At 62.8% G+C, this 24662-nt stretch carries 23 protein-coding genes; 12 read left to right on the top strand and 11 right to left on the bottom strand.

The features are described 5' to 3' along the window. Positions 1-43: 43 nt before the first annotated feature. Both ASU23_RS12915 and ASU23_RS12910 read right to left on the bottom strand, forming a co-directional pair. Positions 44-805 (bottom strand): decaprenylphospho-beta-D-erythro-pentofuranosid-2-ulose 2-reductase, encoded by a 762-nt coding sequence (locus ASU23_RS12915; RefSeq protein ID WP_007731800.1) that lies wholly within the window; start codon positions 803-805, stop codon positions 44-46. Further along, positions 802-2235, bottom strand: coding sequence for an FAD-binding oxidoreductase (locus tag ASU23_RS12910; RefSeq protein WP_003943934.1), 1434 nt, complete (start codon positions 2233-2235; stop codon positions 802-804). The genes ASU23_RS12915 and ASU23_RS12910 overlap by 4 nt, the downstream gene beginning before the upstream one ends. A 63-nt stretch (positions 2236-2298) precedes the next feature. Between ASU23_RS12910 and ASU23_RS12905 the strand changes: the two genes are divergently transcribed. Genes ASU23_RS12905 through ASU23_RS12895 form a run of 3 tightly spaced genes read left to right on the top strand, consistent with a single transcriptional unit; the run spans position 2299 to position 4741 of the window. Beyond that, on the top strand, positions 2299-2775 hold the full coding sequence (locus ASU23_RS12905) for a GtrA family protein (RefSeq protein ID WP_073513418.1): 477 nt from the start codon (positions 2299-2301) through the stop codon (positions 2773-2775). Between the two features lie 54 nt (positions 2776-2829). After that, entirely contained in the window at positions 2830-3738 is a 909-nt protein-coding gene (locus ASU23_RS12900; RefSeq protein WP_058038045.1) for a PIN domain-containing protein, read from the top strand. A 19-nt stretch (positions 3739-3757) separates the two neighbouring features. After that, positions 3758-4741 carry an alpha/beta hydrolase gene (locus tag ASU23_RS12895; protein WP_030535811.1) on the top strand — a complete coding sequence of 328 codons (984 nt, stop codon included), beginning with the start codon at positions 3758-3760 and terminating at the stop codon, positions 4739-4741. A 13-nt stretch (positions 4742-4754) separates the two neighbouring features. Here ASU23_RS12895 and ASU23_RS12890 read toward each other — a convergent pair whose 3' ends face one another. Next, entirely contained in the window at positions 4755-5363 is a 609-nt protein-coding gene (locus ASU23_RS12890) for a TetR/AcrR family transcriptional regulator (RefSeq protein ID WP_172827057.1), read from the bottom strand. A 209-nt stretch (positions 5364-5572) separates the two neighbouring features. Between ASU23_RS12890 and ASU23_RS12885 the strand changes: the two genes are divergently transcribed. The 4 genes from ASU23_RS12885 to ASU23_RS12870 are packed head-to-tail and all read left to right on the top strand — an operon-like array spanning position 5573 to position 10129. Next, positions 5573-6364, top strand: a complete 792-nt coding sequence (locus ASU23_RS12885; RefSeq protein ID WP_051649531.1) for a cyclase family protein — start codon at positions 5573-5575, stop codon at positions 6362-6364. A gap of 53 nt (positions 6365-6417) precedes the next feature. Beyond that, positions 6418-7350 carry a fumarylacetoacetate hydrolase family protein gene (locus ASU23_RS12880; protein WP_030535808.1) on the top strand — a complete coding sequence of 311 codons (933 nt, stop codon included), beginning with the start codon at positions 6418-6420 and terminating at the stop codon, positions 7348-7350. Next, on the top strand, positions 7347-8585 hold the full coding sequence (locus ASU23_RS12875; RefSeq protein WP_030535807.1) for a thiolase family protein: 1239 nt from the start codon (positions 7347-7349) through the stop codon (positions 8583-8585). Before ASU23_RS12880 ends, ASU23_RS12875 begins: the two co-directional genes overlap by 4 nt. After that, positions 8582-10129 carry an AMP-binding protein gene (locus ASU23_RS12870; RefSeq protein ID WP_058038043.1) on the top strand — a complete coding sequence of 516 codons (1548 nt, stop codon included), beginning with the start codon at positions 8582-8584 and terminating at the stop codon, positions 10127-10129. The genes ASU23_RS12875 and ASU23_RS12870 overlap by 4 nt, the downstream gene beginning before the upstream one ends. Here ASU23_RS12870 and ASU23_RS12865 read toward each other — a convergent pair. From ASU23_RS12865 to rfbA, 4 genes are read right to left on the bottom strand one after another with little or no spacing between them, the layout of a single operon-like run. Next, on the bottom strand, positions 10118-10978 hold the full coding sequence (locus tag ASU23_RS12865; protein WP_058038042.1) for a RimK family alpha-L-glutamate ligase: 861 nt from the start codon (positions 10976-10978) through the stop codon (positions 10118-10120). The genes ASU23_RS12870 and ASU23_RS12865 overlap by 12 nt on opposite strands. A 34-nt stretch (positions 10979-11012) precedes the next feature. Beyond that, positions 11013-12104: a S1C family serine protease gene (locus tag ASU23_RS12860; RefSeq protein WP_003943984.1), complete on the bottom strand. Its 1092-nt coding sequence runs from the start codon at positions 12102-12104 to the stop codon at positions 11013-11015. 51 nt (positions 12105-12155) lie between these two features. Further along, positions 12156-12761, bottom strand: coding sequence for a dTDP-4-dehydrorhamnose 3,5-epimerase family protein (locus ASU23_RS12855; protein ID WP_058038041.1), 606 nt, complete (start codon positions 12759-12761; stop codon positions 12156-12158). 1 nt (position 12762) lies between these two features. Continuing rightward, the gene (gene rfbA, locus ASU23_RS12850; RefSeq protein ID WP_003943968.1) at positions 12763-13638 is read right to left on the bottom strand and encodes a glucose-1-phosphate thymidylyltransferase RfbA; all 876 of its coding nucleotides are present in this window, start codon (positions 13636-13638) and stop codon (positions 12763-12765) included. 96 nt (positions 13639-13734) lie between these two features. On the opposite strand from rfbA, the gene rfbB reads away from it, so the two are divergent. Then, the gene (rfbB, locus tag ASU23_RS12845; protein WP_058038040.1) at positions 13735-14736 is read left to right on the top strand and encodes a dTDP-glucose 4,6-dehydratase; all 1002 of its coding nucleotides are present in this window, start codon (positions 13735-13737) and stop codon (positions 14734-14736) included. A gap of 7 nt (positions 14737-14743) precedes the next feature. Here rfbB and ASU23_RS12840 read toward each other — a convergent pair whose 3' ends face one another. Beyond that, positions 14744-15763, bottom strand: coding sequence for a lysylphosphatidylglycerol synthase transmembrane domain-containing protein (locus ASU23_RS12840; protein ID WP_058038039.1), 1020 nt, complete (start codon positions 15761-15763; stop codon positions 14744-14746). 58 nt (positions 15764-15821) lie between these two features. Continuing rightward, positions 15822-16538 carry a DapH/DapD/GlmU-related protein gene (locus ASU23_RS12835; protein ID WP_058038038.1) on the bottom strand — a complete coding sequence of 239 codons (717 nt, stop codon included), beginning with the start codon at positions 16536-16538 and terminating at the stop codon, positions 15822-15824. A 110-nt stretch (positions 16539-16648) separates the two neighbouring features. Here ASU23_RS12835 and ASU23_RS12830 point away from each other — a divergent pair, with 110 nt between their 5' ends. Continuing rightward, positions 16649-17749, top strand: a complete 1101-nt coding sequence (locus ASU23_RS12830) for a DegT/DnrJ/EryC1/StrS aminotransferase family protein (protein WP_042950324.1) — start codon at positions 16649-16651, stop codon at positions 17747-17749. Between the two features lie 3 nt (positions 17750-17752). Further along, positions 17753-18733 carry a Gfo/Idh/MocA family protein gene (locus ASU23_RS12825; protein WP_007731789.1) on the top strand — a complete coding sequence of 327 codons (981 nt, stop codon included), beginning with the start codon at positions 17753-17755 and terminating at the stop codon, positions 18731-18733. Here the strand turns inward: ASU23_RS12825 and ASU23_RS12820 are convergent. Continuing rightward, the gene (locus tag ASU23_RS12820; RefSeq protein ID WP_058038037.1) at positions 18688-20898 is read right to left on the bottom strand and encodes a hypothetical protein; all 2211 of its coding nucleotides are present in this window, start codon (positions 20896-20898) and stop codon (positions 18688-18690) included. The two genes, ASU23_RS12825 and ASU23_RS12820, sit on opposite strands and share 46 nt — an antisense overlap. A gap of 145 nt (positions 20899-21043) precedes the next feature. Here ASU23_RS12820 and ASU23_RS12815 point away from each other — a divergent pair, with 145 nt between their 5' ends. Beyond that, entirely contained in the window at positions 21044-21853 is an 810-nt protein-coding gene (locus ASU23_RS12815) for a glycosyltransferase (protein ID WP_054827093.1), read from the top strand. A 59-nt stretch (positions 21854-21912) separates the two neighbouring features. After that, positions 21913-23787, top strand: a complete 1875-nt coding sequence (locus ASU23_RS12810; protein ID WP_054827092.1) for a glycosyltransferase — start codon at positions 21913-21915, stop codon at positions 23785-23787. A 3-nt stretch (positions 23788-23790) separates the two neighbouring features. Here the strand turns inward: ASU23_RS12810 and ASU23_RS12805 are convergent, their stop codons facing one another. Beyond that, positions 23791-24618: a class I SAM-dependent methyltransferase gene (locus ASU23_RS12805; protein ID WP_054827091.1), complete on the bottom strand. Its 828-nt coding sequence runs from the start codon at positions 24616-24618 to the stop codon at positions 23791-23793. Positions 24619-24662: the final 44 nt, after the last annotated feature.

The raw sequence follows: 24662 nt of genomic DNA, 5'->3' as shown, positions 1-24662 counted from the left end.
GGTCTGTACTCGGAGCAGTTGTTGTTTCTGGCACGGGAGGAGCTTAAACCGGCAACTTCCGGAAGATCGGGCGCGGCACGTGGCGAAGACCCATCATGACGAAGCGCCACGGGCCGGGAGTCCAGACGATTTCCTTGCCCTTGTCCGAGGCGGCAACAGCGAGCTTCGCGACGATGTCCTTGTTGACCGTCAGCGGAGCTTCCTTGACGTGGGCACTGAACTGCGTGCGCACCATGCCGGGGCGAACGACGGTGACCTGCGGTCCGAATTCCGCGAGAGCCTCGCCGAGTCCGAGGTAGAAACCGTCGAGGCCCGCCTTGGTGGAGCCGTAGACGAAGTTGGCACGCTTGACGCGCTCGCCGGCAACCGACGACATCGCGATGATCTTGCCGAAGCCCTGAGCCTTCATCTTCTCGCCGAGAAGAACACCGACCGAGACGGAAGCGGTGTAGTTGACGTTTGCCACCAGAACGGCCTTGCGCTGGTTCTGCCACAGCTCTTCGGAGTCACCGTCCAGTGCGAAGGCGACGATGGCGACATCGACGTCACCGTTCGAGAACGCCTGGTCGATCACCTTCGGATGCGACTCGAAATCAACGGCGTCGAAGTCGATGAGCTCCACCGAGGTGGCACCCTTCGCTTCGAGCTGCTTGACCGCAGCTTCGCGTCCCGGATCGCCGGGGAGTGCCGCCAGAACGACGCGGAGCGGCGCCTTCTTCAGGTACTCCTCACAGATGGCGAGGCCGATCTCGGAGGTTCCACCGAGAAGCAAAACGGTTTGCGGGTTACCTACAGCGTTGATCACAGTTCCAGCCTTCTGGACATATCGGAGGCGAAAACGCCTGTGGGGTCGTACTTGCGGCGCGTCGCGATCCACTCGTCGATACGCGGGTACATGGCGTGGAAGGTTTCTGCGGACGTCCGCGAGTCCTTGGCCGTGTACAGGCGTCCGCCGAATTCGAGGACACGCTTGTCGAGTTCGGTGACGAACTCGTTCAGGCCCGGCTTGATGCGGAAGTCGACGCAGATGTTCCAGCCCGGGATCGGGAAGCTCAGCGGCGCCTGATTGCCTTCGCCGAAGAGCTTGAACACGTTGAGGAACGAGTAGTGCCCGCTGCGCTGGATGTCGACGATGATCTTCTTGAATTCGTCGACGGCCTCCGGCGGAACCACGAACTGGTACTGCAGGAATCCGTTGGATCCGTACGCCCGGTTCCACTCACCGAACATGTCGAGCGGGTGGTAGAACTGCGTCAGATTTTGGACCTTGCCGCGGTACTTGCCGGACTTGCGGAACCAGACCTCACCGATCGCGGTGAAGTTGAACTTGTTGGCCAGCCCGTTGGGGAAGACGTCGGGGAACGTCAACAACTGCGGTGCGTCGAAGGCGAGCGGGTTCTTCTGCAGCTTGGCCGGAAGCTGGTCGAGCTTCGCCAGAGATCCGCGCGAGACTGCCGCACGGCCGAGCTTCGGGGGCGCGGAAATCGCGTCGAACCACGCGCTCGAATACTCGTAGTTGGCCTCACTGCCGTCACTGTGCAGCGCAATGGTCTCGTCGAGGCTGTTGGTGACGTCGCCGTCGGCGATGAAGTACGCCGTCTCGGTCGGTGTCATCTTGATGGTTGCCCGCAAGATGATGCCCGTCAGGCCCATGCCGCCGATCGTGGCCCAGAACAGTGCGGCCTTCGGGTCGTTGCGCCCGCCCTTGGGGGTGAGCGTGCGAACCTTGCCGTCGGCCGTCAGCAGATCCAACGACACGACGTGGTTGCCGAAGCTGCCCGCGCTGTGGTGGTTCTTGCCGTGGATATCCGAGCCGATGGCGCCGCCGATCGTGACCTGACGAGTACCCGGCAGGACCGGAACCCACAGGCCGAACGGCAGAGCAGCCTTCATCAGCTGATCCAGATTCACGCCGGCGTCGACGTCCACCAGAGCGGTGTCGCGATCGATGCGGTGAATGCGGCTGAGTGCATTCATGTCGATGACCAGCCCGCCGGCGTTCTGCGCCGGGTCACCGTACGAGCGGCCGAGGCCACGCGCGATGACACCGCGTCGCAGATGCGAGGGCTTGGAATCGTTCTGTTCCGCAACCTGGGCGACCGCGTTGGCGATCACTTCCACGTCGGGGGTGGACAGCACCTGTGCAGTGGTGGCGGCGGTGCGTCCCCAACCGGTGAGGGTGCGGGCTTGGGTGTGGAGAGCCGGCTGCGGCGTCTCTTCTGCTGTCGTGGACATCAAGGTAGAGGTTACCTGGGAGTAGTGCCGACGGCTCCGACTCGAGTGGTTACTCTCGTCGTCGTGCCCGAAACACCTGCAAGTCACCAGCACGAACCCCACGTCCCGCTGCCCGTCGAGATTCCTGTCACGACGGACATCGCCGACGACGCGTTGGACCTGAAAACGCAGATCGTCCGGTTCGTCGCGACGGGTGGGCTGTCGGCGGTCGTGGACTACGGGCTGTACGCATTCCTGTTCAAGGTCGTCGGCCTCGATCTGAGCGTGGCCAAGTCGATCAGCTTTATCGCCGGCACTACGACGGCGTATCTGATCAACCGGCGGTGGACGTTCAAGGCCGAGCCTTCTCGCGCCCGCTTCATCGCTGTTGTCGTGCTGTACGCGGTCACTTTTGCGGTTCAGGTCGGGCTCAACGCGCTGATGGTGCATGTGCTCGCCGACGAGTGGTGGCGCATGCCGCTGGCCTTCGTCATCGCGCAGGGCACCGCGACGGTTATCAACTTCATCGTTCAGCGGGCAGTGATCTTCAAGATCAAGTAACGGTTCGGGGTGGATTAGCGCATTCGTCCGGTTTCTCGAGAGAGAATCGAGCCCATGATCATCGTTCTCGATTCTTCGGCCCTGACCAGGGGTGCACGGTTCGACACTGCCGTCGCCGACGCTCGCGCGCTCGGACACCGCGTCGTCGTGCCGCGATTGGTCGTCCTCGAGGTTGCAAGCCGCTACCGCGAGGAATCGGCGGAGATGATCGCGGCTCTGAGCGTCCAGGCGCGCATGTACGACCGACTGGGGTTGCGGCGTGACCTCACGAGATTTGTCGACGCGGCTCACGACAAGGCCGACGGCTACGTCGACGACGTGATCGAAGACCTCGTGGCGATCGGCGTCGAAGTGGTCGATCCAGTCGACGTGTCGCATCTCGAGGTGGCCGAGAGGGCGATCTCGCTGCGTCGGCCCTATACCGACAAGAAGAAGCGAGACGGATATCCGGCGACGCTGAACTGGCTGACCGTGCTCGATCTCGCCGACCGGAACCCGGGCGTCGACGTGATCTGGGTCAGTTCCGACGCACGGGTATACGGCGACGGCGAAGACGGGGTCTGGCATGGCGATCTCGCACGTGAACTGGCGTCGCGCGGCCTCGAGTATCGGGTCCGCTGGGCGTCTGACATCCCGGTGATCGACGGACCGGTGCAGGTGGAGCAGGTGGCGGAGGTCGAGGAAGCCGCTGAGGTCGCGCCCGAGGCCCCGGTTGCTCAGGGCTTCGTGGAGCCGGAAGCGGTGGTTCCAGCCGAGGTTCCCGAACCCGCGGCACCTGCAGCAGCCCCCGCCCCAAAGCCTGTTCAGCGCGCAGCGCGGACAAGAGTTGCGCCGCAGCGCATCGAACCCGCCCCGAAAGCTCAGTCCGGTGGACTGCGCGGTCTGGGCAAGGTCATCGGCGGACGGAAACGAAAGGTCACGATCGTCGACGATCTCGACGAAGTCGACCTCTTCGGTGCCTGATCGCTTCTAATCTGGACAGATGTCTCTGTTGCCGACAGTCAGTCGAAGGACCGGAACTCGATACGGCAGGCCGAGTATCGAATCGCAGGTCCTCTACAACGCGTGTCGATGGATGCTTCGGCCCGTGGTCGGGATCGCGCCGCTGACGCCTGGCGCCATGCGCCGCGCCGCAGTGCTGGACTCGGCCGCGGGTGTACGCATTCCGTCCGGGATCGATCGGGAAGCGATTCGCTTTCCAGGTTTCGACGGTGAACTCGTGCGGACGGCAGGCTCGACGGCTGATCTGCGCGACGGTGTTGTTCTCTACCTGCACGGCGGCGGGTTCATGTGCTGCGGGCTCAACACGCATCGGCCGGTCGTTGCAAGCATCGCCAAGCGAACCGGCCTTCCGGTCCTGCACATCGCATATCGACAGTTGCCGAGCACGAGCATCAGCGGGTCCGTCGACGACTGTCTCGATGCATACCGGTGGCTCCTCGAACAGGGAGCCTTGCCGGAAAAGGTTGTCTTCGTTGGCGATTCGGCCGGAGGCTTTCTGGTCTTCGCGACGGCACTTGCAGCTGTTTCCGCGGGGCTCGAGGTTCCGGCCGGTCTTGTCGGGCTCTCACCTCTCCTCGATCTCGATTGCACCACCAAATCAGTCCACGCCAACGCTCGACGCGACGTGATCGCCCCGGTGTCGGCATTGATGGCGATCGGAAAGCTTGGCGGACAGACGAACTCACCCGTCGACGGCGATCTGGCCGCTCTGCCGCCGTCGTTGCTGATCGCCGCCGAATCCGAGGTGCTCAGAGTCGATTCGGAGGTGATGGCGCAACGGCTCGCCGCCGCGGGGGTGCCGTGCTCGCTGCAGATCTGGAACGGCCAGGTTCACGCGTTTCCCGCCGTCTGGCCTGGCTTGCCGGAGAGCCGGGCTGCGCTACGTGACGTTGCCAGGTTCATTCGCGCCAGGCTGGATGCGGTCCCGCCCCAGGTCGCGGGCGAAAGTTGTTCGGGAAGTTGAACTTCCGGTCCGGTTAGGGATTCTCGTGTCCTGACGTTGTGGTAGGTGCCATCGCGCGGGCATAGATCGATTCGAGCTCGGTTACTGCTGAACGTCGATCGACGTTGTCGGGATCGAGGCGATGTTGGAGGTTGATCCCGAGAGTGCCGGCCAGAAGGGTGACGGCAACCAACTCCGGATTGGCGACCGGGGTGTCGATCGAACGCAGGTAGTCCGCGTACAGCGTTCGCATTGCGACGTACTGCTCTGCGTAGGTCTCGCGGATGGTGGACCCGGGAATCACGGCTTCGATCAAGATGGTCGAGAAAATTCGTGCCTCGGGGTATGACATCAGTACGAAGTTGGCTTCGATCAATGCTTCGATTCCAGTCGCCGAGGATGATGCCAACTCTGCGCGTAGCTTTTCCATGCCCCACCGGAATGCGTCCTCGACGACGGCTCGTAGAAGCCCGTCCTTCGATCCGAAGTGCCAGGCCACGGACCCTCTGCTGATACCGGATCTTTCTGCCACGGCTTGTACGGACATCGCGGTCGACCCGCCTTCGGCAGCCAGTTCGGCCGCGGCTTTCACCAGTCGCCGTCTGGTTTCCTCGGAAATCTCCTGCTTGCGTGTCGACGCCATTCGGTGTTCCTGCCTTCTTTCGTTCTCGAGTGCAGCCAATTCCGGCACGCGGTGACGTCGACGCGCCCGTCGGGGCCGAGACCTGCGCACCGCACTCATGCTACGAGGCCGGCCATCGGCCGGCCGTATTCCTCTCGCGACACCCTCTTGCCTATGTTGATCGTCCAGTTCTATGCTGAGCGTCCAATAACTTAACGGAATGGGCGGACATGGAACTCATCGATCTGACTAGAACTCTCGATCCGGCCGATCGGGAATTGCTCCCCGAGGGTTTGAAGGCACTGGCTTCCGTCGTTGCCCCCTCGGTGACCTACTCGCACCCCGCAGGTGCCGGACGCGACGAGTTCGCGGCAGCACTGCAGTGCGGAGTTCATGATCTTCCGGACGGTGAGGGGTGGGGATCGGAGATGTTGAGTGAGTTCAACAGTCATCTGGGCACACACGTCGACGCGCCGTTGCACTACGGATCAACCTCGGAGGGTAAGCCTTCTCGCACGATCACAGACATCGCGTTGGATGAATTGTTCTGCGAGACAGTGGTGCTCGACCTGCGCGGCCGGTGCGAGGCGAATCAGCCGATCTCGGTGGACGCGCTGAAAGCTGCCCTGGCGGAAAACGGTGCGTCCGTTCCCCAGGGTGGTGCCGTGTTGCTCCGTACCGGACAAGAGAGCTTCACCTTGGCTGATCCAGGGTTCTTTCAGTATCCAGGGATGAGTCGCGAAGGCACGCTGTTTCTCGCCGAGCAAGGCGCGAAGGTGCTGGGCACCGACGCTGCCGGCTGGGACTTGAGCTTTGCAGTCATGGCGCAGAAATTTCGTGACACCGGGGACAACTCGGTTCTCTGGGACGGGCACCGGGCCGGACGCGAACGTGAAGTATTCATCGTTCAGCAACTGGCGAACCTCGCCGCGCTTCCGCCCTCGGGATTTCACGTGGCGTTTTTCCCGATCAAGCTTGCGCGAGCCAGCGCTGCCCCGGCTCGTGTGGTCGCGTTCGTCTGAGCAAAATTCCTGCCTCACCTAACGAACAATTCAGTGAAAGGTATTGACTCACAGTGAAACTTGCGACCGTCGAATACGAAAAGACTCAGCAGACGGCTCTGGTGACGGGCAGCGGCGAGCAACTGTTGTTACTCGAGCGAGCTCATCATGATGTGACGGGAAAACCGGCTCCAGAACTGGAAACCATGCAAACCATCATCGAAGGTGGTCCGGCGGCACGGGAGACCCTGGATCGGCTCGCAGACGAGCCGCCGGCAAGTGCAATCGTCGACGCAGGTGATGTGCGCTGGATGTCGCCGCTTCCTCAGCCGGTCCAGATCCGAGACTTCGGCTGCTTCATGGATCACTTCCGCAACGCTCGCGCCCGAATTCAAGGGGTCGCACTCGAGGACGTCGAACTGCCGAAGATCCAGTTGGAGCGCCCGCTGTATTACATAGCGAACCGATTGGCGGTGACCGGACACAAATCTGACGTCGTGTGGCCCGAGTACTCGAGCCTGCGCGATTACGAACTCGAATTCGCCTGTGTGCTGGGGCGCGGTGGAACCGACATCTCACGCGCGGATGCCCCTGCGCATATCTTCGGTTACACCATCTTCAACGATTTCAGCGCCCGCGATACTCAGCTCGAGGAGATCTCCACCGGACTCGGTCTCAGTAAGAGCAAGGACTTTTCGAACGCGAATGTCCTCGGGCCCTGGATCGTGACGGCCGACGAAGTCGGTGACCCCTACCAACTCGAGATGACCGCGAGAATCAACGGAGACGAGGTGAGCCGAGGAACCAGCGCCGACATGGACCATCGTTTCGAGGACGTGATTTCGTTCGCTTCGACTTCCACGCGGCTGTACCCGGGTGAAGTCTTCTGTTCCGGCACCGTGCCGAGTGGATGCGGCTTGGAGCACGGGCGGTTCCTGGAACCGGGAGACGTAGTCGAACTCGAGGTCACCGGCCTCGGTGTATTGAGGAATCGAGTGGTGGCGTGAGCGGCGAAGTCATGGTTCTCGGTGTCGGCGCGACTCTCTTCGGGCGGCACGCGGATACCGCGGCCTCGGAATTGGCGGGGCGTGCGGCGATCGATGCCGTCGAAGACGCGGGCCTGACCCGCGGTGACGTCGGTGCGGTCTTCTACGCGACAGTCAGCCAGAAGGCGATCGACCGGCAGCACATGATCCCAGGCCAGATTGCCTTGAGGCCATACGGTTTCGGGGGAGTCCCGGTCGTCAATGTCGAAAATGCCTGCGCCGGCGGCGCGACTGCACTCTGGCTGGCGATCGCCCACGTTCGCGCCGGTCTGTCCGAGGTCGCGTTGGCGGTCGGGGTGGACAAGCTGGTGTGCTCGGATCCGGCTCGAAGTCTGGAGGTGTTCGACGGTGCACTCGACGTTGCGCATCGCGACGAGACGCTCGCGGGCCTTGCTTCGCTGTCCGCTCCGCTGCCGGATGCACTCGGATCGCAGGGTGAGCGGTCGGTGTTCATGGAGATCTACGCTTCTCTTGCCCGGGCGCACATGGAGAGATTCGGAACCACCGAGTTCGAGCTCGCGTCCGTAGCAGCCAAAAATCATGCGCATTCCGTGCACAATCCGCGGTCGCACTTTCGCAAACTCTTCAGCGTCGAAGAGGTGCTTGCCGCAAGGCGAGTCGCGTGGCCTCTGACAGTTCCGATGTGCTCGCCCGTCAGTGACGGTGCAGCGGCGGTCATTGTGACCAGTGCGGACTTTGCTCGAAGGCACGATTCCTCTCGGCGGGCGGCGCAGGTACTCGGTTGCAGCTTGGTGTCAGGCACGGATCGGACCGCAGATGACGTGGAGAGTCACATCGGTCGCCGTGCAGCAATGAGCGCATACGAGGAAGCCGGAGTCGGGCCAGGCGATGTGGATGTGGCAGAGGTCCACGACGCCACGGCCTTCGGTGAAGTGCAGCAGGTCGAGAATCTGGGGTTCTGCCCGATCGGTGAGGGCGGCGCGTGGTCGGCGTCCGGTGCGAGTTCGTTGGGAGGCGTGCGTCCGGTCAATCCGTCAGGTGGGCTCGAGTCCCGTGGTCATCCGGTCTCGGCAACGGGACTGGCGCAGGTCTTCGAACTTGTCACGCAGTTGCGTGGACAAGCAGGGCGGCGACAAGTTCCGGGTGCTCGAATCGCGGTCGCAGAGAACGGCGGAGGTCTCTACGGCATCGAGGAAGCCGTCGCCGCGGTCACGATCTTGGGAGGGCCACGATGAACGCGGACATCATGAACGATGAACCGATGGCGCCAGGCTTGCAGGTGCAAGCGGGATATGCGGATCTGATTCTGTCGGCGCTGCGACGCCGACCAGACCACATCGCGTTTCGATTCACGGATCGGAACGGTGATCGGGCCGAGCTGACATATTGGCAGACTGCGGAACAGATCGAGCGGATTGCAGGTGTCCTCAGTAGCTTCGCTCTGCCGGACGGAGCCGGGGTCGCCCTGCTTGCGGGGCCGTGTCCTGAAGCATTCACGGTCATGGCCGCGGCGTGTCTGGCGGGCGTGCGCTACACGGCACTCCATCCGCTCGCGACCGAAGAGAACGACAGGATGGTGCTGAAAGACAGTGGTACCGATCTCCTGTTGGTTGCCGACGGACAGTTCCAGGTACGCGCCGAAGCGGCACAGACTCGAGTGATGTCACTGTCAGCCCTCGAATCAGCGTGTGAATTGGGTACGGCGGGAATAGGTTCAGGCTTAGGCGGTCAGGGTCGAGCTTTGTATCTCTTCTACACCGGTGGAACCACCGGTGAGCCGAAAGGCGTCATGCTCAGGGACCGATCCTTGGTCGCCAATGCCTGGGCCTGCACCACGTGGGAGTGGCCGGCTGAAACCACCATGCTGCTCACTACGCCGATGTCTCATGCTGCCGGTCTGCTCGTCGCACCCGGTCTGCTGCGAGGTGCAAGCTTCGAGTTGCACAGGTCGTTCGACCCGGACAGAGTTGTCGACGCCATCGAAAATGGCGGAGTCACAGCTACATTCGTGGTTCCCACGATGCTCTATGCCTTACTCGACCATCCACGCCTGTCGGATGCGAATCTGTCTGGGCTGAACTGGATGCTTTACGGTGCTGCACCCATCGACCCCACCAGGCTCGAGCAGGCAGGGGCGGTGTTCGGGCCGATCCTGAGCCAGCATTACGGTCAGGCCGAAGCCCCGAATGCGTTGACGGTACTCGATACACGTGAGCACACGGACGATCCCGCAGTTTTGGGGAGTTGTGGGCGCGCGATGCCAGGTGTCGAAGTGGTGTTGCTTGACGAGCAGGGAAACGAGACGGCGACGGGCGTACCCGGCGAGCTTTGTGTGCGAGGTCCGCTCGTGATGGACGGCTATTGGAACAAACCTGAACAAACCGCTGCAGCGCTCGCGAATGGGTGGTTGCACACCGGCGACGTTGCTCGAATCGACGAAAGTGGGCTCATCTCGATCGTCGACCGCATCAAAGACACGATCATCAGTGGTGGATTCAACGTCTACCCGCGCGAAGTCGAGGACTCACTCGGACATCATCCCGCGGTGGCAGCATGTGCGGTATTCGGTGTCCCCGATTCTCAATGGGGAGAAGCTGTTACCGCCGCAGTCGTACTGAAGACGGGATGGTCGGTCACACCCGATCAACTCATCGCGCACGTGAGATCGCACAAGGGTCCGATCTGGGCGCCCAAGGAGATTTCGATTCTGGAAGCGCTGCCGCTCACTGCTTTGGGGAAGATCGACAAGAAGGCACTCCGTGGCGCGTCACCGACCTAGTGACGCGACAACTGCCCGTGCGAGGGCGTCGGCAGATCCAGGGGCGAATGGCAGAAAGAGTTCTGGCTCGATCAATTCCACTTCCATGAGCAGTGGTTGATCCACCGGGCCCACGACGTCCACACGTGCATAAAGCAATTCGCCGGGGCCGCATGGGGTCGCGGCCAGTGCTGCGTCGGCCACCGCGAGTTCGGCGGCGGACGGTTGGTGGAGGTGGTTGGTTCCGCCGTGAAATTCCTGCACGCGGAAGTCGTTGGCGGCCGGGATCTTCCGGACAGCGTGCGAGTAGCGTCCGCCGATGTGGATGATCGAGCGCTCGCCGTCGACGACGTCCGAGACGAATGGCTGGACCAACGCGTCGTTGCCACTCTCGAGGATCGAGCTGAGGTGAGCGTGGGCCTGCGCGGACCCCGAGGCAAACTTTCCCACTCCGACAGCGCCGGCGGACACTGCCGGCTTGACGATGACGTCGGCACCCTCGAACGAAGGGAGGGTGAGTGTTTCGCTCTGTCCGGCAGCGATCACAGCGGTTGGGACGATAGGTACGCCGGCCGCGGCAAGTTCGGTGAGGTATCCCTTGTGTGCGTTCCACTTCACGATCGAGAGTGGATTGGCGATCGGAGCGGTCAGCTGATCGAGAACGGCGAGAAATTCGTCGAGGCGCTGGGTGTAGTCCCAGGTCGACCGGATCAGAACCAGGTCGGCGTCGATATCGAGGAGGGACGGGCTCGACCACGGCGCCATCGTCGACGCGATGCCGTAGGAGGTGAGAGCTTCCATGACGAGTTTGCTTTCGACATCCGCCTCGCGGGCGGCGCCGTCACAGGTGAGCAGGAGAACCGTGGTCATGCCACGATGCTTTCACGGCTGGCGCCCTGTACGACTAGCGAGGTGGCCCCTCGTCGAGGACCAGCGAACCGGTCCCGGGTTGCCCGGTTGCGTCCACCCACGTCACCGCGACGGTGTCGCCGGGGCGGCGCGAGCTCATCGCCGCGTTGAGATCAGCGGACGACGCGATCCGGCTGCCACCGAACTCGGTGATGACCGCACCTTTGGTCAGCCCCACCCGCTCGGCCGGCGAATCGAAGCTCACGGCAACAACTTCGGCGCCGGCCGGCATGTCCGCGTGATCCTTCACCGCGACACCGAGTACGGGTGTCGGTCCCACACGCACGGTCTCGGAGGAGCGGCCGCCGAGTACCTGCTCGACGATCGGTAGTGCGGTGTCGATCGGTATCGCGTAGGACTGAGGCGCCGGTGAGGTTTCGGTGCGGTCGGTGACGGCGTTGCCCGCGCTGCTGACGCCGATCAGCTCGCCAACGGCGTTGACCAGGGGGCCACCGGAATCGCCAGGCCGGATGTCCGCGTCGACCTCGATGAGGCCCTTCAACTGGTTTCGCGATCCGTCGGACACGTTGCGGGTGTTGACGGTGACACCGAGGTTGGTGATGACGCCGGGAGCAGGGACGGGTACTCCGCCGCCTTCCGCATTTCCGATTGCGGTGACGGAGTCCCCGCGAGCGGCTTCTGCTGATTTGCCGACCACAGCCACCGGCAGATCGTCAGCGCCCGCGAGTCGAAGGACGGCAAGATCGCTGACGCTGTCGTACCCGAGGATCTCGGCGTCGTAGATCAGCCCGTTGGACATGCTGACGGCAGTGACGTCCGAAGCTCCGCTGATGACGTGGTGATTCGTGAGCACCACTCCGTCAGGGGAGAGCACGATCCCGGTCCCAGCAGTGGTGGTGAATCCGGCCGGCGCCGTGATGGTGACGATGGTGGGGACCACCCGGGCCGAGAGCTCCTCCGGGGTGAGTGGAACAACCGGCGCGGGTGGGGTGGTCGTGATGACGGTGACCGGTGCGGACTCGATCGTTCCCGGAGTCAGGGGCGGTGCGACCAGCGCGAGACCACCGAGGCCGGCTGCGAGAACGACGGCCGTCCACAGGCCGCGTCTGCTCGCACGTTTGGTCATCCAGCCGTCCGTCCCGCCGGTGTCATGCCATCGAGTCGTGAAAGGTGAAGATTACCGATTCGGCGAATCTTCGGCCACAAAACCGGGCAACATGCCGTCCGCGCGGAGCGTCGCCAGGGACGGCGCGGCAGCGTCCTTTGCGGAGAGCTCGTAGGTCAGAGGGTTGCCCTTACGGTCTGTTCTCGGCCATTCGATCTCGAGTTCCGGATCGAAGGGATCGAGGTCGCGGTCCAGGTGGGGCGAGTATTCGATGCTGCACAGGTACATCACTGTCGATCCGTCTTCGAGTGAAAGGATCGCGTGGCCGAGGCCTTCCTCCAGGAACACCGCTCGTCGATCGACGTCGTCGATCACCACCGCATCCCACTCGCCGAAGGTCGGTGATCCGACGCGCAGGTCTACGACAACGTCGAGGAAGGCACCTTTCACGCAGGTGATGTACTTCGCCTGTCCGGGCGGATTGTCGGTGAAGTGGATCCCGCGGAGGCTACCGGCTTCGGAGACCGAGCAGTTGGCCTGCGCGAGGTCGAGAGTACGGCCGGTCGCGGCGGTGAAGGCGGAGCTTTTGAACCATTCGAGAAAGACACCGCGGTTGTCGCCGAACTGCGTCGGCGTAATTTCCCAAGCTCCGGCGATCTTCAGTGGACGGATTTCCACGTCACCATTCCTTGCCGTGCTCGAGCAGCTCGAGTAGGTAGTTGCCGTACCCGGATTTGCCCAATGCTTCTGCCTGAGTGCGCAATTGGTCGGAGCTGATGAATCCTTGACGCCACGCAACCTCTTCAGGGGAACCGATCTTGAGGCCTTGGCGGTGTTCGATGGTCCGCACGTAGTTCGCTGCCTCGAGCAGGGAATCGGGTGTGCCGGTGTCGAGCCACGCGGTTCCGCGGGGGAGGACATCGACAGAAAGTTTGCCAGCTTCGAGATAGTGCTGATTGATGTCGCTGATTTCGTATTCACCACGCGCAGAGGGCTTCAGAGTGCGTGCGATGTCCACGACGTCGCTGTCGTAGAAATAAAGGCCGGGGACTGCGTAATTGGATTTCGGTGACGTCGGCTTTTCCTCGATGGACACGGCGCGACCCGAGTCGTCGAATTCGACGACGCCGTAGGCGGTCGGATTCGAGACCCAGTAAGCGAATACGGCTCCGCCGTCGATGTCGGAGAAACGCCTGAGTTGGGTTCCGAGGCCGGGGCCGTAGAAGATGTTGTCGCCGAGGACGAGCGCCACGGAGTCGGATCCGATGTGCTCTGCGCCGAGGGTGAATGCCGTTGCGAGGCCGTTCGGTTCGTGTTGCACTGCATAGGTGAGGTTGACGCCGAATTGTGAGCCGTCGCCGAGAACCCGGCGGAATTGTTCGGCGTCGTGTGGGGTCGTGATGATCAAGATGTCGCGAATGTCGGCGAGCATGAGAGTGGAGAGCGGGTAGTAGATCATCGGCTTGTCGTAGACAGGCAAGAGTTGCTTGCTCACTCCGAGGGTGATCGGGTGCAACCGCGACCCGGTGCCACCGGCCAGAATGATTCCGCGCATGCGTGCAGTGTCCTGCACTCCTGCCTGCCGACGCAAACGGACATGACACGCCCGGCCGCTAAAGTGGGGTTCGTCCGATGAGCCTGAGGAGATGACGTGCGACTACTGGTCACCGGGGGTGCCGGCTTCATCGGTGCCAATTTCGTTCATCAGACGGTGGCGACGCGTCCCGACGTGGAAGTCACGGTTCTCGACGCTCTGACCTACGCCGGAAATCGCCAGTCCCTGGCGTCCGTCGAGGACCGGATCACGTTTGTCCACGGCGACGTGGCCGACGAGCCGCTGGTCGACGATCTTGTCTCGCGCTCCGACGCAGTCGTGCACTTCGCGGCCGAAAGCCACAACGACAATTCCCTCGCCGACCCCGAACCGTTTTTGCGCACCAACGTCATGGGAACCTTCTCGCTCCTGCGGGCTGTGCGTTCGCACGGGGTCCGTTATCACCACATTTCGACCGACGAGGTGTACGGCGACCTCGAACTGGATGATCCGGCGAAGTTCACGGAGACGACACCGTACAACCCGTCGAGCCCGTACTCCGCGTCCAAGGCGTCGAGTGATCTGTTCGTGCGCGCCTGGGTGCGCTCGTTCGGGATCGCGGCGACCATCTCGAACTGCTCCAACAATTACGGCCCGTACCAGCATGTGGAGAAGTTCATCCCACGCCAGATCACCAATCTGCTCGACGGAGTGCGTCCACGGTTGTACGGGGAAGGCCGCAACGTCCGCGACTGGATTCACGTCGAGGACCACAACCGCGCCGTCTGGGACATTCTGGACCGCGGAAAGTCCGGCGAGACTTATCTGATCGGCGCCGACGGTGAAACCGACAACCGGACGGTGATTGCGGCTCTGCTCGAAATTTTCGGACGCAAGCCGGACGATTTCGACTTCGTCACCGACCGCCCTGGTCACGATCTGCGGTATGCGATCGATTCGACGCGACTGCAGCAGGAGCTCGGGTGGAAGCCGCAGTACCGCGATTTTCGAAGCGGACTGGAAGCCACCGTCGAGTGGTATCGCGACAACGAGCAGTGGTGGCGTCCGCAGAAGGCCGGCGTCGAGACGCAGTATTCCGCGTCCGAGAAAGTGGTCTGACCGAACGTCAGGCTTTGGTGGGGTCCGGCACCCGCGAGCGCTCGTGCACGAGTGCATTGCGCAGGCCTCGTGATCCCGACAGTGCAGCCACGACGCCGGCAAAGACCTCACAGAGGGTGAACAGCAGCCTCGACGCCAGTGCGAGGCCGAGCGCGACGCCGGCATCCATGAACGGTGAAAGCGCTGCGACGATGACGGCTTCGCGGACACCGATTCCGGACGGGACGACGAACACGAGGACGCCCGCGCACATACCGAGGGCGAGAGCGCCGATGCACTGGACGAGCCCACGGATTTCGAAGCCGGCCGAACTGGACGCGAGTAGCCACAACTGGATGCCGTAGAGCACCCAGCTTGCTGCGCACCAGCCCAATGCGAGCGCAATCTTGTGCATCGTGAGCGGCTTGTGCAGCGGCGTGCGGCGGAGCAGTTTCAGTGCGAGGTTCACCAGGCGTGTGAGCACCGGCGGGTAGGCGCAGACCAATGCGATCGGTACGAGGATGATCACGCCGACCGCTGCCGCCGTGCTGACCTCGAACAGGGCAGGTAGACCGAAGAGGCCGACGACCAGCGCCGAAGTTGTGCTCAACCCCACCGTGACCAGCACTGCGACAAAGCCTGCGGCACGGGACACACCGGCGCGCCTCACGAGTTCCGTTTGCAGAACGAAGGCCCAGACACTGCCGGGAAGGTACTTGCCGAGTTGGCCGACCAGATAAGCGCGAGCGGCGTCGAAGGCCGGAATCGGTTGTTCGAGGGCGCCGAGTGCGTGTTGCCAGGCCCGCACTGCGGCACCCATACCGAGGAAGATGAACACCGACGAGGCGGCAAGCGTCCACCAGTTCAGCTCGGTGATCGTGTTCTTGACCTCGGACCATTGGGACTTCACCGCGAAGATGATCGCGACGACGATCGCGAGGGTGACGAGGACCTTGAATCCGTTGACGAGAAGGCCGCGTAGAGCGTTCGGCTCTGCGGCCGGTTCGACGTCTTCGACCGGTTGTTCAGATTCGGGAGAGGTACTCACGCGCCTGCATCCCGCCCGTTCGTCATTTCGCAGACGATACCAACCAGGATTTGTCTCGCTAAACCACGAGCGGTTTGTCGGCGCGTTCCCGCCACCAGGTGAAGGCCTCCGACAGCGAGTCCGGAATGGCCGGTGACGTGCCGAAGCTTCCCGCGGCGTACACGGCTTCGATCGCGGCGATGTCCTCCTCCGCGATTCCCGACCGACTCATTCCGACCCGGTTGACACCGTGCAACGACACCGGGTTGCCGAAGGCCTTGGAGAAGGGCGGGACGTCCTTGACCACGACGGTTCCCATGCCGATCATGGATCCGGAGCCGACGACGCGTCGTTGGTGCGCGACAGTGTGCATGCCCAGGTTGACGCCGTCTCCGACGCTGACGTGCCCGGCAAGCGTCGTACCGGAGGACACGACGCAGCGGTCACCGATCTGCACGTCGTGCTCGATTCCCACTCTGTTCATCACGAAGCAGTCTTCGCCGATTTCGGTGCGGCGTTCGCTTCCCTGATGGACTGTGCTCAATTCGCGAATCGTCGTTCGAGCACCGATTCGAATTCCCAGACCGGCGCTGACGGACCAGGACGTCGGATGTAACGCGCCGAGGATCTCGGGGGGAGCTCCCAAGACCGCTCCCGAGCCGATCCAGCAGTCGTCGCCGATCTCGAGTGGGCCCGTGAGTACCGCGTTCGGTCCGATCGTGACTCCCGCCCCGATCAGTACGTCGGCGCCGATCACGGCGGTCGGATGGATGTGGCAGTCGGCTCGTTCAGACATGCAGGTTCCGGAATCCTCTCGAAGTATCGAATCGTGTTTCGATACGCTTCCTGGGTTGTCGGGGTATTTCGTTCCGACGACGGTCGGATGAATCTATCGGAGGTAACTCAGTGATCGCGATATCCAGTATCTCGTTCGGGGAAGAAGTCGAGCGCGAGGTGCTGGACACTCTGCGATCGGGGATCGTCGCGCAGGGACCCAAGGTGAAGCGGCTCGAGGACGAGTTCGCGGCGCTGGTCGGAACGCGACACGCGGTGGCGGTGAACAACGGCACGACCGCATTGATCGCGGCTCTTCAGGTCCAGGATCTTCAGCCAGGTGACGAGGTTCTGACCACGCCGTTCACGTTCGTGGCCACCCTCAATGCAATTCTCGAGGCAGGCGCGACCGCGAGGTTTGCCGATATCTCCGAGTCCGATTTCAACATCGACCCGGCAGTCGCTGCCGATCGAATCGGTGACCGCACGAAGGTTCTGATGCCGGTTCATCTGTACGGACAGTCGGCGGACATGGGCGCATTGATGCCGTTGGCATCGAAAAACGGTCTGACTGTCGTCGAGGACGCCGCTCAGGCCCACGGAGCGACGTACGACGGGCGAGGCGCCGGCAGTTTCGGTGTGGGTTGCTTCTCGTTCTATGCAACGAAGAACCTCACGACCGCCGAGGGCGGAATGATCACGACCGACGACGACGCGATCGCCGATCGACTTCGGGTCCTGCGCAACCAGGGCATGCGGGCGCGCTACCAGTACGAGATGGTCGGCCAGAACTACCGGATGACTGACCTCCAGGCGAGCTTGGCTCTGCCCCAGATGGCGACGTACATGCAGCAGGTCGAGGCGCGCCGCCGGAATGCGGAGGCCTTGCGTGTCGGCCTGAAGGACGTCGAAGGACTGATCCTGCCGAGCGAACTGTCCGGTCGTGGACATGTCTGGCATCAGTTCACCTTGCTGCTGGCCGAAGACGCACCGATCACTCGCGACCAGTTGAGTGAGCGTCTGGCCGCGAAGGACATCGGTAGCGGCATCTATTACCCGAAGGCCGTCTACGACTACGAGTGCTACCGCGAACATCCGCGCGTCGTCATCGACGAGACGCCGGTGGCCACTTCGGTCGCGTCGCGGTGCCTGAGCATCCCCGTCCACGCTGCGTTGTCCGCCGGCGACGTCGATCAGATCGTTGCCGCGGTTCGCGGCGCCATGGAGGCCTGAAAAATGACTGCTAGCAAGCCACGTATCGCTCTTGTCGGATCCGGTCAGATGGGCTCGCTGCATGCGCGGGTCATCGCGCAGTCGCCGCTGTGCGAGTTGGATCTGCTGATCGAGCCGCGCGAGGAGCAGGGCAAAGCTGTTGCTGCGCGGTTCGATACGCGTTGGGCCGCCGATTTCGACTCGCTCGACGGTATCGACGCCGTCGTGATCGCCGCTGCTACGCCGGCGCACTACGAGTTGGCCGGGCGGGTTCTCGATCTGGGGAAGCCTGTCCTGGTGGAGAAGCCGTTGGCTGCGACGTACGAGCAGAGCGTCGACCTGGTCGATCGTTCGCGCGCGTCCGGTGTTCCCCTGATGTGTGGACTGCTCGAACGGTTCAATCCCGCTGTCCGCACCGCCCGTGAGTTCTCCGGCGATGTGTGGCAGGTGAACGGTATCCGCCACTCGCCGTTCGTTTCCCGCATTCCGACGGGTGTCGCGACGGACCTGCTGATTCACGATATCGACCTTGCCATCGGATTTGCCGGCTCGGAACCCAGTTTGGCAAAAGGGGAGTTCGGCTACTTCCACCCGACGTCCGTGCAGAACCGGTCGGAAGATTGCGCCGACGCCGTATTGCGCTTCGGATCAGGTGCTGTTGCAACGATTTCCGCGAGCCGGATCAGTCAGCGCAAGATTCGCCAGCTGTCGTTGCTCGAGGCCGATCGACTCATCGAGATCGATCTCCTGCGTCGCGACATCACGATCTACCGGCACATCGACGACAACATGCCCACCGATCGGGACGGCTACCAGCAGCAGACGGTCATCGAAATTCCGACGATCCGCTACAGCGAGGAACCGCTTGCCGCGCAGCTGACGCATTTCCTCGGATTGGTGCAGGGCACCGGTGACGCGGACGGTGAGCGAGCGTCGATTCTGCCCGCTCACCGCGCGGTTCACGAGGTGACGGAATCTGCGTTGGCTGCAGCGTTGTCGTCCTGACCGCTGCGTCGGCGTCGGAAGGCCCACGCTCCTTGAGACAGTGCCAGGAGCAATCCGACGCCGGCGACAGTCCAGCCGAAAGTGCTTCCGGGTGGACTGAATTCGATGGTGAGGGCAGATCCGGACGTGGCACTCGGCGGTAGATCGACCTGCAACAACCCGCCGGGGCTCGCCTTCGTCTCGACCGTCTGACCATCGACAGTCGCCGTCCAGCCCGGCCAGGCCAGTAGGGCGAATGTAACCGTGCCGGACCCGGTGTACTCGACGGTTTCCCTGGTGTCCGTAGCGGCGGCATCGCCACGTACGTCGAGACCAGGCGTCGCTGCGGATACGCGACCGTCGGGCCACTGATGCTCGGTGGTGCGATGGCCGACCGTGACCACCCGATCCGGCGATACGGTCCACTCGCCCTCGGGTAGGGCGTCGAGGGCGCGTTTTCCGCCGTACGGTCCGGAATTCTGAACGACGACCGTGTCGACTCGCATCGCGTCGAGCCAGGACACACCCGTTCCCGGCGACTCAGCGAGCAGTCGGTCGACGCCGTCCGGACACTGGACGCCGCCGTAGTAGTTCAAGCACAGTGCTTGAACGAAATCGTTGTAGCTGATTCCGGCGTAGCTGTTGACGGCATTGACTCCGGCAGGCTGCCAGGCGTTGCCGAACAGGAGGTCACCCCACTGCCCGGTTTCGTTGTCCGGCGGGATGTTGACGGGGTCGGCAATCGCGAAAGTGGTTCCCTGGTAACGGTCCTCGAACTTGGACTCCAGGAATGCCACCTGCCGGGGGAACTTCCACGGTGTCACGTTGTAGTTTCCGGTGAACCAGAAATTGGTCTGAGCACTGAGCACGACGACGATGCCGACAGCGAGTGCACCGGCGAGGTAGCGGGGCTTTCGGTAGGCCACGACCAACGCGAAGACGGTGAGAACCACGGTGATTATCAGTGATGCCGAGTGAATACCGATGTCTTCCGGGACATTCGACCAGGCAAGATAGAACTGAAGTGCCAACAATCCCGCGGTGATGATTGATCTTGTCCGGATTCGATCACGATGCAGTCCGGCAGAGAGGGCGACCGCCGTGACCACGATGGCGGGCAGTTGACCGTACTCGAGCAGTCGCGCGGGCCAACGGAAAAGCCACAGATTCGACGGTCCGAGAAGTAGTACGACGTAAATTCCGCCGAAGACGAACAGCGAGACGCTGTGGCGGCCCAACTTCTTCAGTGACTTCCACTGAATCCACGGTGCGAGCGGTATGAGGAACCAAGCCAGGTACACCAGCGGAATCGTCATGGCAGGCGAAGCGAAAGCGGTGACGTACGGTTGGTTCGACGGGCCGGAGAGGTTGAGCAGGTCACCGAGATCGGGTCGAAGCGAACCGTCGTTCGCGATTCCGGACTGAGTACGCACCGACACGCCGGTGGTGAAGAGCAACGGTAGATACACGATCAGCGACATCATGATGATCGCTGCCGCGCTGATCATCAGTGATTTGATGCTGCCTGCGCGTTTGATTGCGATGCATTCCGCTATGACAGCGAGGTAGACGACCGCGACACCGACAGCGCCGTACGGGTTTCCGGTGGTCATCGCAAGATAGCCGAAAACGATCGGTACCAGGGGGTTCACTCGGCCGAGGGCGCTGGCGCGGGTAGACCACCAGACGTGGGGGATCCAGGCGAAGGCGATCAGCCCGGACGCCCAACTGGAGGCGTCGAAATAGAGCGTGTATCCGGCGAACGGCATGGCAAATCCGGCGATGAAAGCCATCGACCGATTGGCGCCGTACTGGCGGGCCACCAGATAAACGCCTACCGCGAGAATCGCCATGAATTGCATCTTGACCAGGGTGATTCCGATTCCCAGGTTCGGAATGAGTGCAATGGCAACCGAATCCAGAAGGATCACGGGATTGTATGTCCCGTAAAGGGCTTCGGCTGTGACATTGCCGCCGGCCCACAATTCGGGAATGAGCGTCGGCCATGACCCGGACAGGATTCGCTGGCCGATCGTGTGCCAACCAGGCGTGAAAGCTGCTGCGCTGTCGTCCCAGTAGTAGAACCACCGATTGGAGATCAGTGGGATGGCGGCGAAGATCGACACCAGAGCGGCGAGAAGAATTGGCGGCACCACGCGTTGTGCGAGCGGTAAGTCAGATTTCACGATGTGCTTTCGTCTTCGAGTCGATGGCTGTTGTTCGGAGCCTGGGTCGTGCTCTTTTTCTCGGAGCCTGGGCTGCGCCTTGTTTCTCGGAGCGTAGTATTCCGACGAGTTCGAACTGCAGTCGGGGAAGTAAGGAGATCGGGACGTGGCGACATCGCGAACGGAACCCGTTCGTGGGGAACCAGCTACGCCGGAACTCTCGGTGATCATCCCCGCATACAACTCAGGCGAGGTGCTGGAGTCGACGGTGCGTCAATTCGCCGAGTACTTCACCAGCCGCCCGGCCGAGAGCGCCGGTCAGGTCGAGATCATCGTCGTGGAGAACGGTTCGACGGACAACACTGCCGACGTGTGTGCTGCTCTGGCAGCTTCCTGGTCTTGGCCTGGAGTGACCTTCCTGCCGATGAGCAGCGACAAAGGGATGGGCGCAGCGCTTCGCGCCGGGACGCTTGCTTCGCGTGGACGACGCGTGTTGCTCACCGCGGACGACCTTCCGTTCGGTTTCGGTGACATCGAAGGCGCCGACCGCGTGATGGCGGATCTAGGGTCCGTCCCGCCGGTGGTCATCGGTTCAAAGGCTCATTCGGACTCAGAGGTGGAACGTGGCTTGCTGCGTTCGGTGATGACGGGTGGATTCGCGACGCTGCGACGGGTGGTGCTGGGTACCCGCACGGGCGATCCCCAGGGAACTTTCATCGTCGACGGTGTCTTGCTACGTCGAATCGCACCCTCGTTGACCGAGCGTGGCTTCCTTTTCACCACCGAATTGGACTACGCGCTCGAATTGGCTGGGGTGCGCCCGGTCGAGGTCCCGATCCGACTCAGCGACGATCATCTGGCGCACGCGAGCCGTATCTCGCCCAAGGACGTGGTCCAGATGGCGAAGGGTCTGTTGTCGCTTCGTCGGCGAAAGACCGAGCTGCGCTCCGCCGCTGCAGTGAGTAATCACGGGTAGACCTGGTGTGACTCGGTGCCCGGGGCGCCGAGGTGCGGATTCGCGATACCCTGCGGGGCGTGGATACCGTGAACACGACCGATGACCAGTCCGATTCCGGAGTCGAGTTGATCGAACGCAGCGCGACGTCGGATCGACTGCTGGCGCAGCGGACGTTGTTCACCGGAACTTCGCCCGTCGCCAGTGACGAACTGTATGCGGTGACCAAGGTCGGTATGTCGACGCGATCGCGGTTCGAGTTGCGGCTTCAGCCGGGCGCGGTCGCGCACACCAATACCTTCTTCGGTCGTTTTCCGGCCAGCTACTGGCAGCGCTGGACCAATGTCACCGAGGTCACCGTCACTGCACATGTCGTGGCCGATACCGCTTGCCGCATCCAGATCCAGGCCTCGGACATCGGTGGCCACCGTCGTATCGTGACGAACGTCGTCGTGACCGGCGACGAGCGAGTGTCCATGACCGCCCCGCTCGATACTTTCGTCGACGGCGGGGCACTGTGGCTGCAGTTCGAAGCGCAGGGTGGCGGCGCAGTGGTCGACGATGTGGAATGGACCGTCGTCTCGCCGGAGTCGATTCGCCCGGTAGCCGTGGCGATCTGCACGTTCAATCGTGCGGACGACTGTGCGCGCACGGTCGAGGCCCTCGCGTCCGACGAGCGTGTACTCGCGTTGCTCGACGCTCTGTACGTCGTCGATCAGGGAACGGATCCGGTAGAGAGCCGTGAGCTGTTCCAGGAAGTGTCGAAGAAGTTCGGTTCGCGGTTGCAATATCTGCGGCAGGCGAATCTGGGTGGTGCCGGCGGATTCACCCGGGGCCTGTACGAGGCTTCGGCGGCCGGGCCGCACGCCGACGTGATCTTGATGGACGACGACATTCTGTGCGAACCCGAATCGGTTCTTCGACTGAGTGCGTTCGCGAACATGACGACGGAGCCGGCGTTGATCGGTGCCCAGATGCTCTTCCTGTTCAACCCCGACTACCTGCTGGCTTCGGGTGAACGCGTGGATCTGGGCACGCTTCAGCGTGGTGTACCGACCGATGAGCACGGTGTTCGTAACCGGAGTGTGCTCGAGAAACTGCCGGAACGTCGCGTGGACGCCGAATACAACGGCTGGTGGTCTTGCCTGATTCCTGCTGAAGCCATCGAGCGGATCGGCTTGCCACTGCCGGTCTTCTTCCAGTGGGACGACGTCGAGTACAGCTTGCGGGCCGGGCGGGCCGGGATTCCCACCATCACGTTGCCGTCGGCTGCTGTGTGGCATGCGGACTTCTATTGGAAGGACGTCGACGGTTTCGCGCACTACTTCAGTACGCGCAACGGACTCATCACCGCTTCGCTCGACCCGGGGTTCGCGCCCAAAACGCTCGCGAAGCAACTCTCTCGCGACATTTCGCATTCGATCGTCGGGTTGCAGTACGGCCTTGCACACACGCAACTCCGGGCGATCGAGGGATTCCTCGAGGGGCCGGAAGGTTTGGCGGACGGTGGGCAGGAGGCGCTTGCCGCGATCAACCAGGAACGTAAGCGCTTCCCCGAGACGGTAACTCGCCCGGCGTCGGAGTTGCCGGGGAGGCTGCCGATCCGTCGCGTTGCGCCCAGCCCGAAACCCGGTTTGTGGACAGACCTCGTTTTGGCGAAACGCGCTGTGATGCAGGCGCGCAATCATCTGGAGCGGGGTCCGGTGGCGATCTCGTACGAAGATGCGCAGTGGTGGCACGTCGGACGTTTCGATCACGTCTTCGTCACCGATGCTTCGCAGGGAGGCGTGCGTGAACGCCGCTTCGACAGCGAGAAGGCCGCCGAGATGAGCGGTCGCCTCGCCGGCGTCATGAAGCGGTTCCTCGCCGAAGCGCCAAGTGTGGCTGAAGCATTCGCTCGTGAGTTCCCGCAGCTCACCAGCCGCGAGAACTGGGCCCGTCTGTACGAAAAGTGAGCCTCAACGCACTATCTTGGCGATGACCTGCTCGTTGTCGACGGTGTACCCGAGATATTCGAACGAGATGCCGGTGCGTGTGACGAACTCCGTCCACGCCCGGTACTCGTGCAGCTGCCACCCGGGATAGTTGAAGAACTCGTCGAAGACGACGATCGACCCGGGTACCAGTCGGTCGCCGAGCAGATCGAGCACGGTCTTGGTGGACGAGTAAAGGTCGGCGTCGAGGTGCAGGAACGCAACGGGGCCGGATTCGTCGTTCAGGAACGAGGGCAAGGTGTCCTCGAAGAGGCCCGGAACAAGTTGCGCTCCAGGCACTTCGGGGATGGATTCCTGAGCGAACTCGCCGACCGGGAACCCGGTGCGCCAGGTCTCCGGAAGGCCGGAGAACACGTCGAAACCTGCGACGGTCCCCTCGCGTTCGGTGAAAGCCTCCGCGACGATCCTGAGTGTGGTTCCGCTGGCGACGCCGAATTCGAGTGCCATGCCGGGTATTTCGATCAAGCCCAATGCGTGGCGCAGCGTGTCGTGCGGGTGGCCGAATGTCTCCGCGACGCGAAGGTGTTCGAGGATGAACTCGGCAGTCGACGCTGTCGCTTCCAGATCCACGGCGTAGGCCAGATCCCGACGCTGGCGAAATTCCAGCTCGTCGATCCTGGACCGGAGGCCCGCGATGTCACCGCGGGCCTCGGCCAGTTCGTCACGTGAGAGTGCCAGCGCGTCGAGGATCTGTTGCGTGCGATCTGCGTTGCGCCGGTCGGCGGCCTCGACCACCTCGGATACCGCACGCTGAAGCTTGGTTCTGGCGCTGGAACGGAACTGCTCGAACATGGCAACCTCTCGTCGGGATCACCCCCATGCTGCCAGGCTTTGTT

The organism is Rhodococcus sp. KB6 (assembly GCF_001445685.1).
Lineage (GTDB): Bacteria > Actinomycetota > Actinomycetes > Mycobacteriales > Mycobacteriaceae > Rhodococcus_F > Rhodococcus_F qingshengii.
This window is presented reverse-complemented; position numbering and strand designations above follow the sequence as displayed.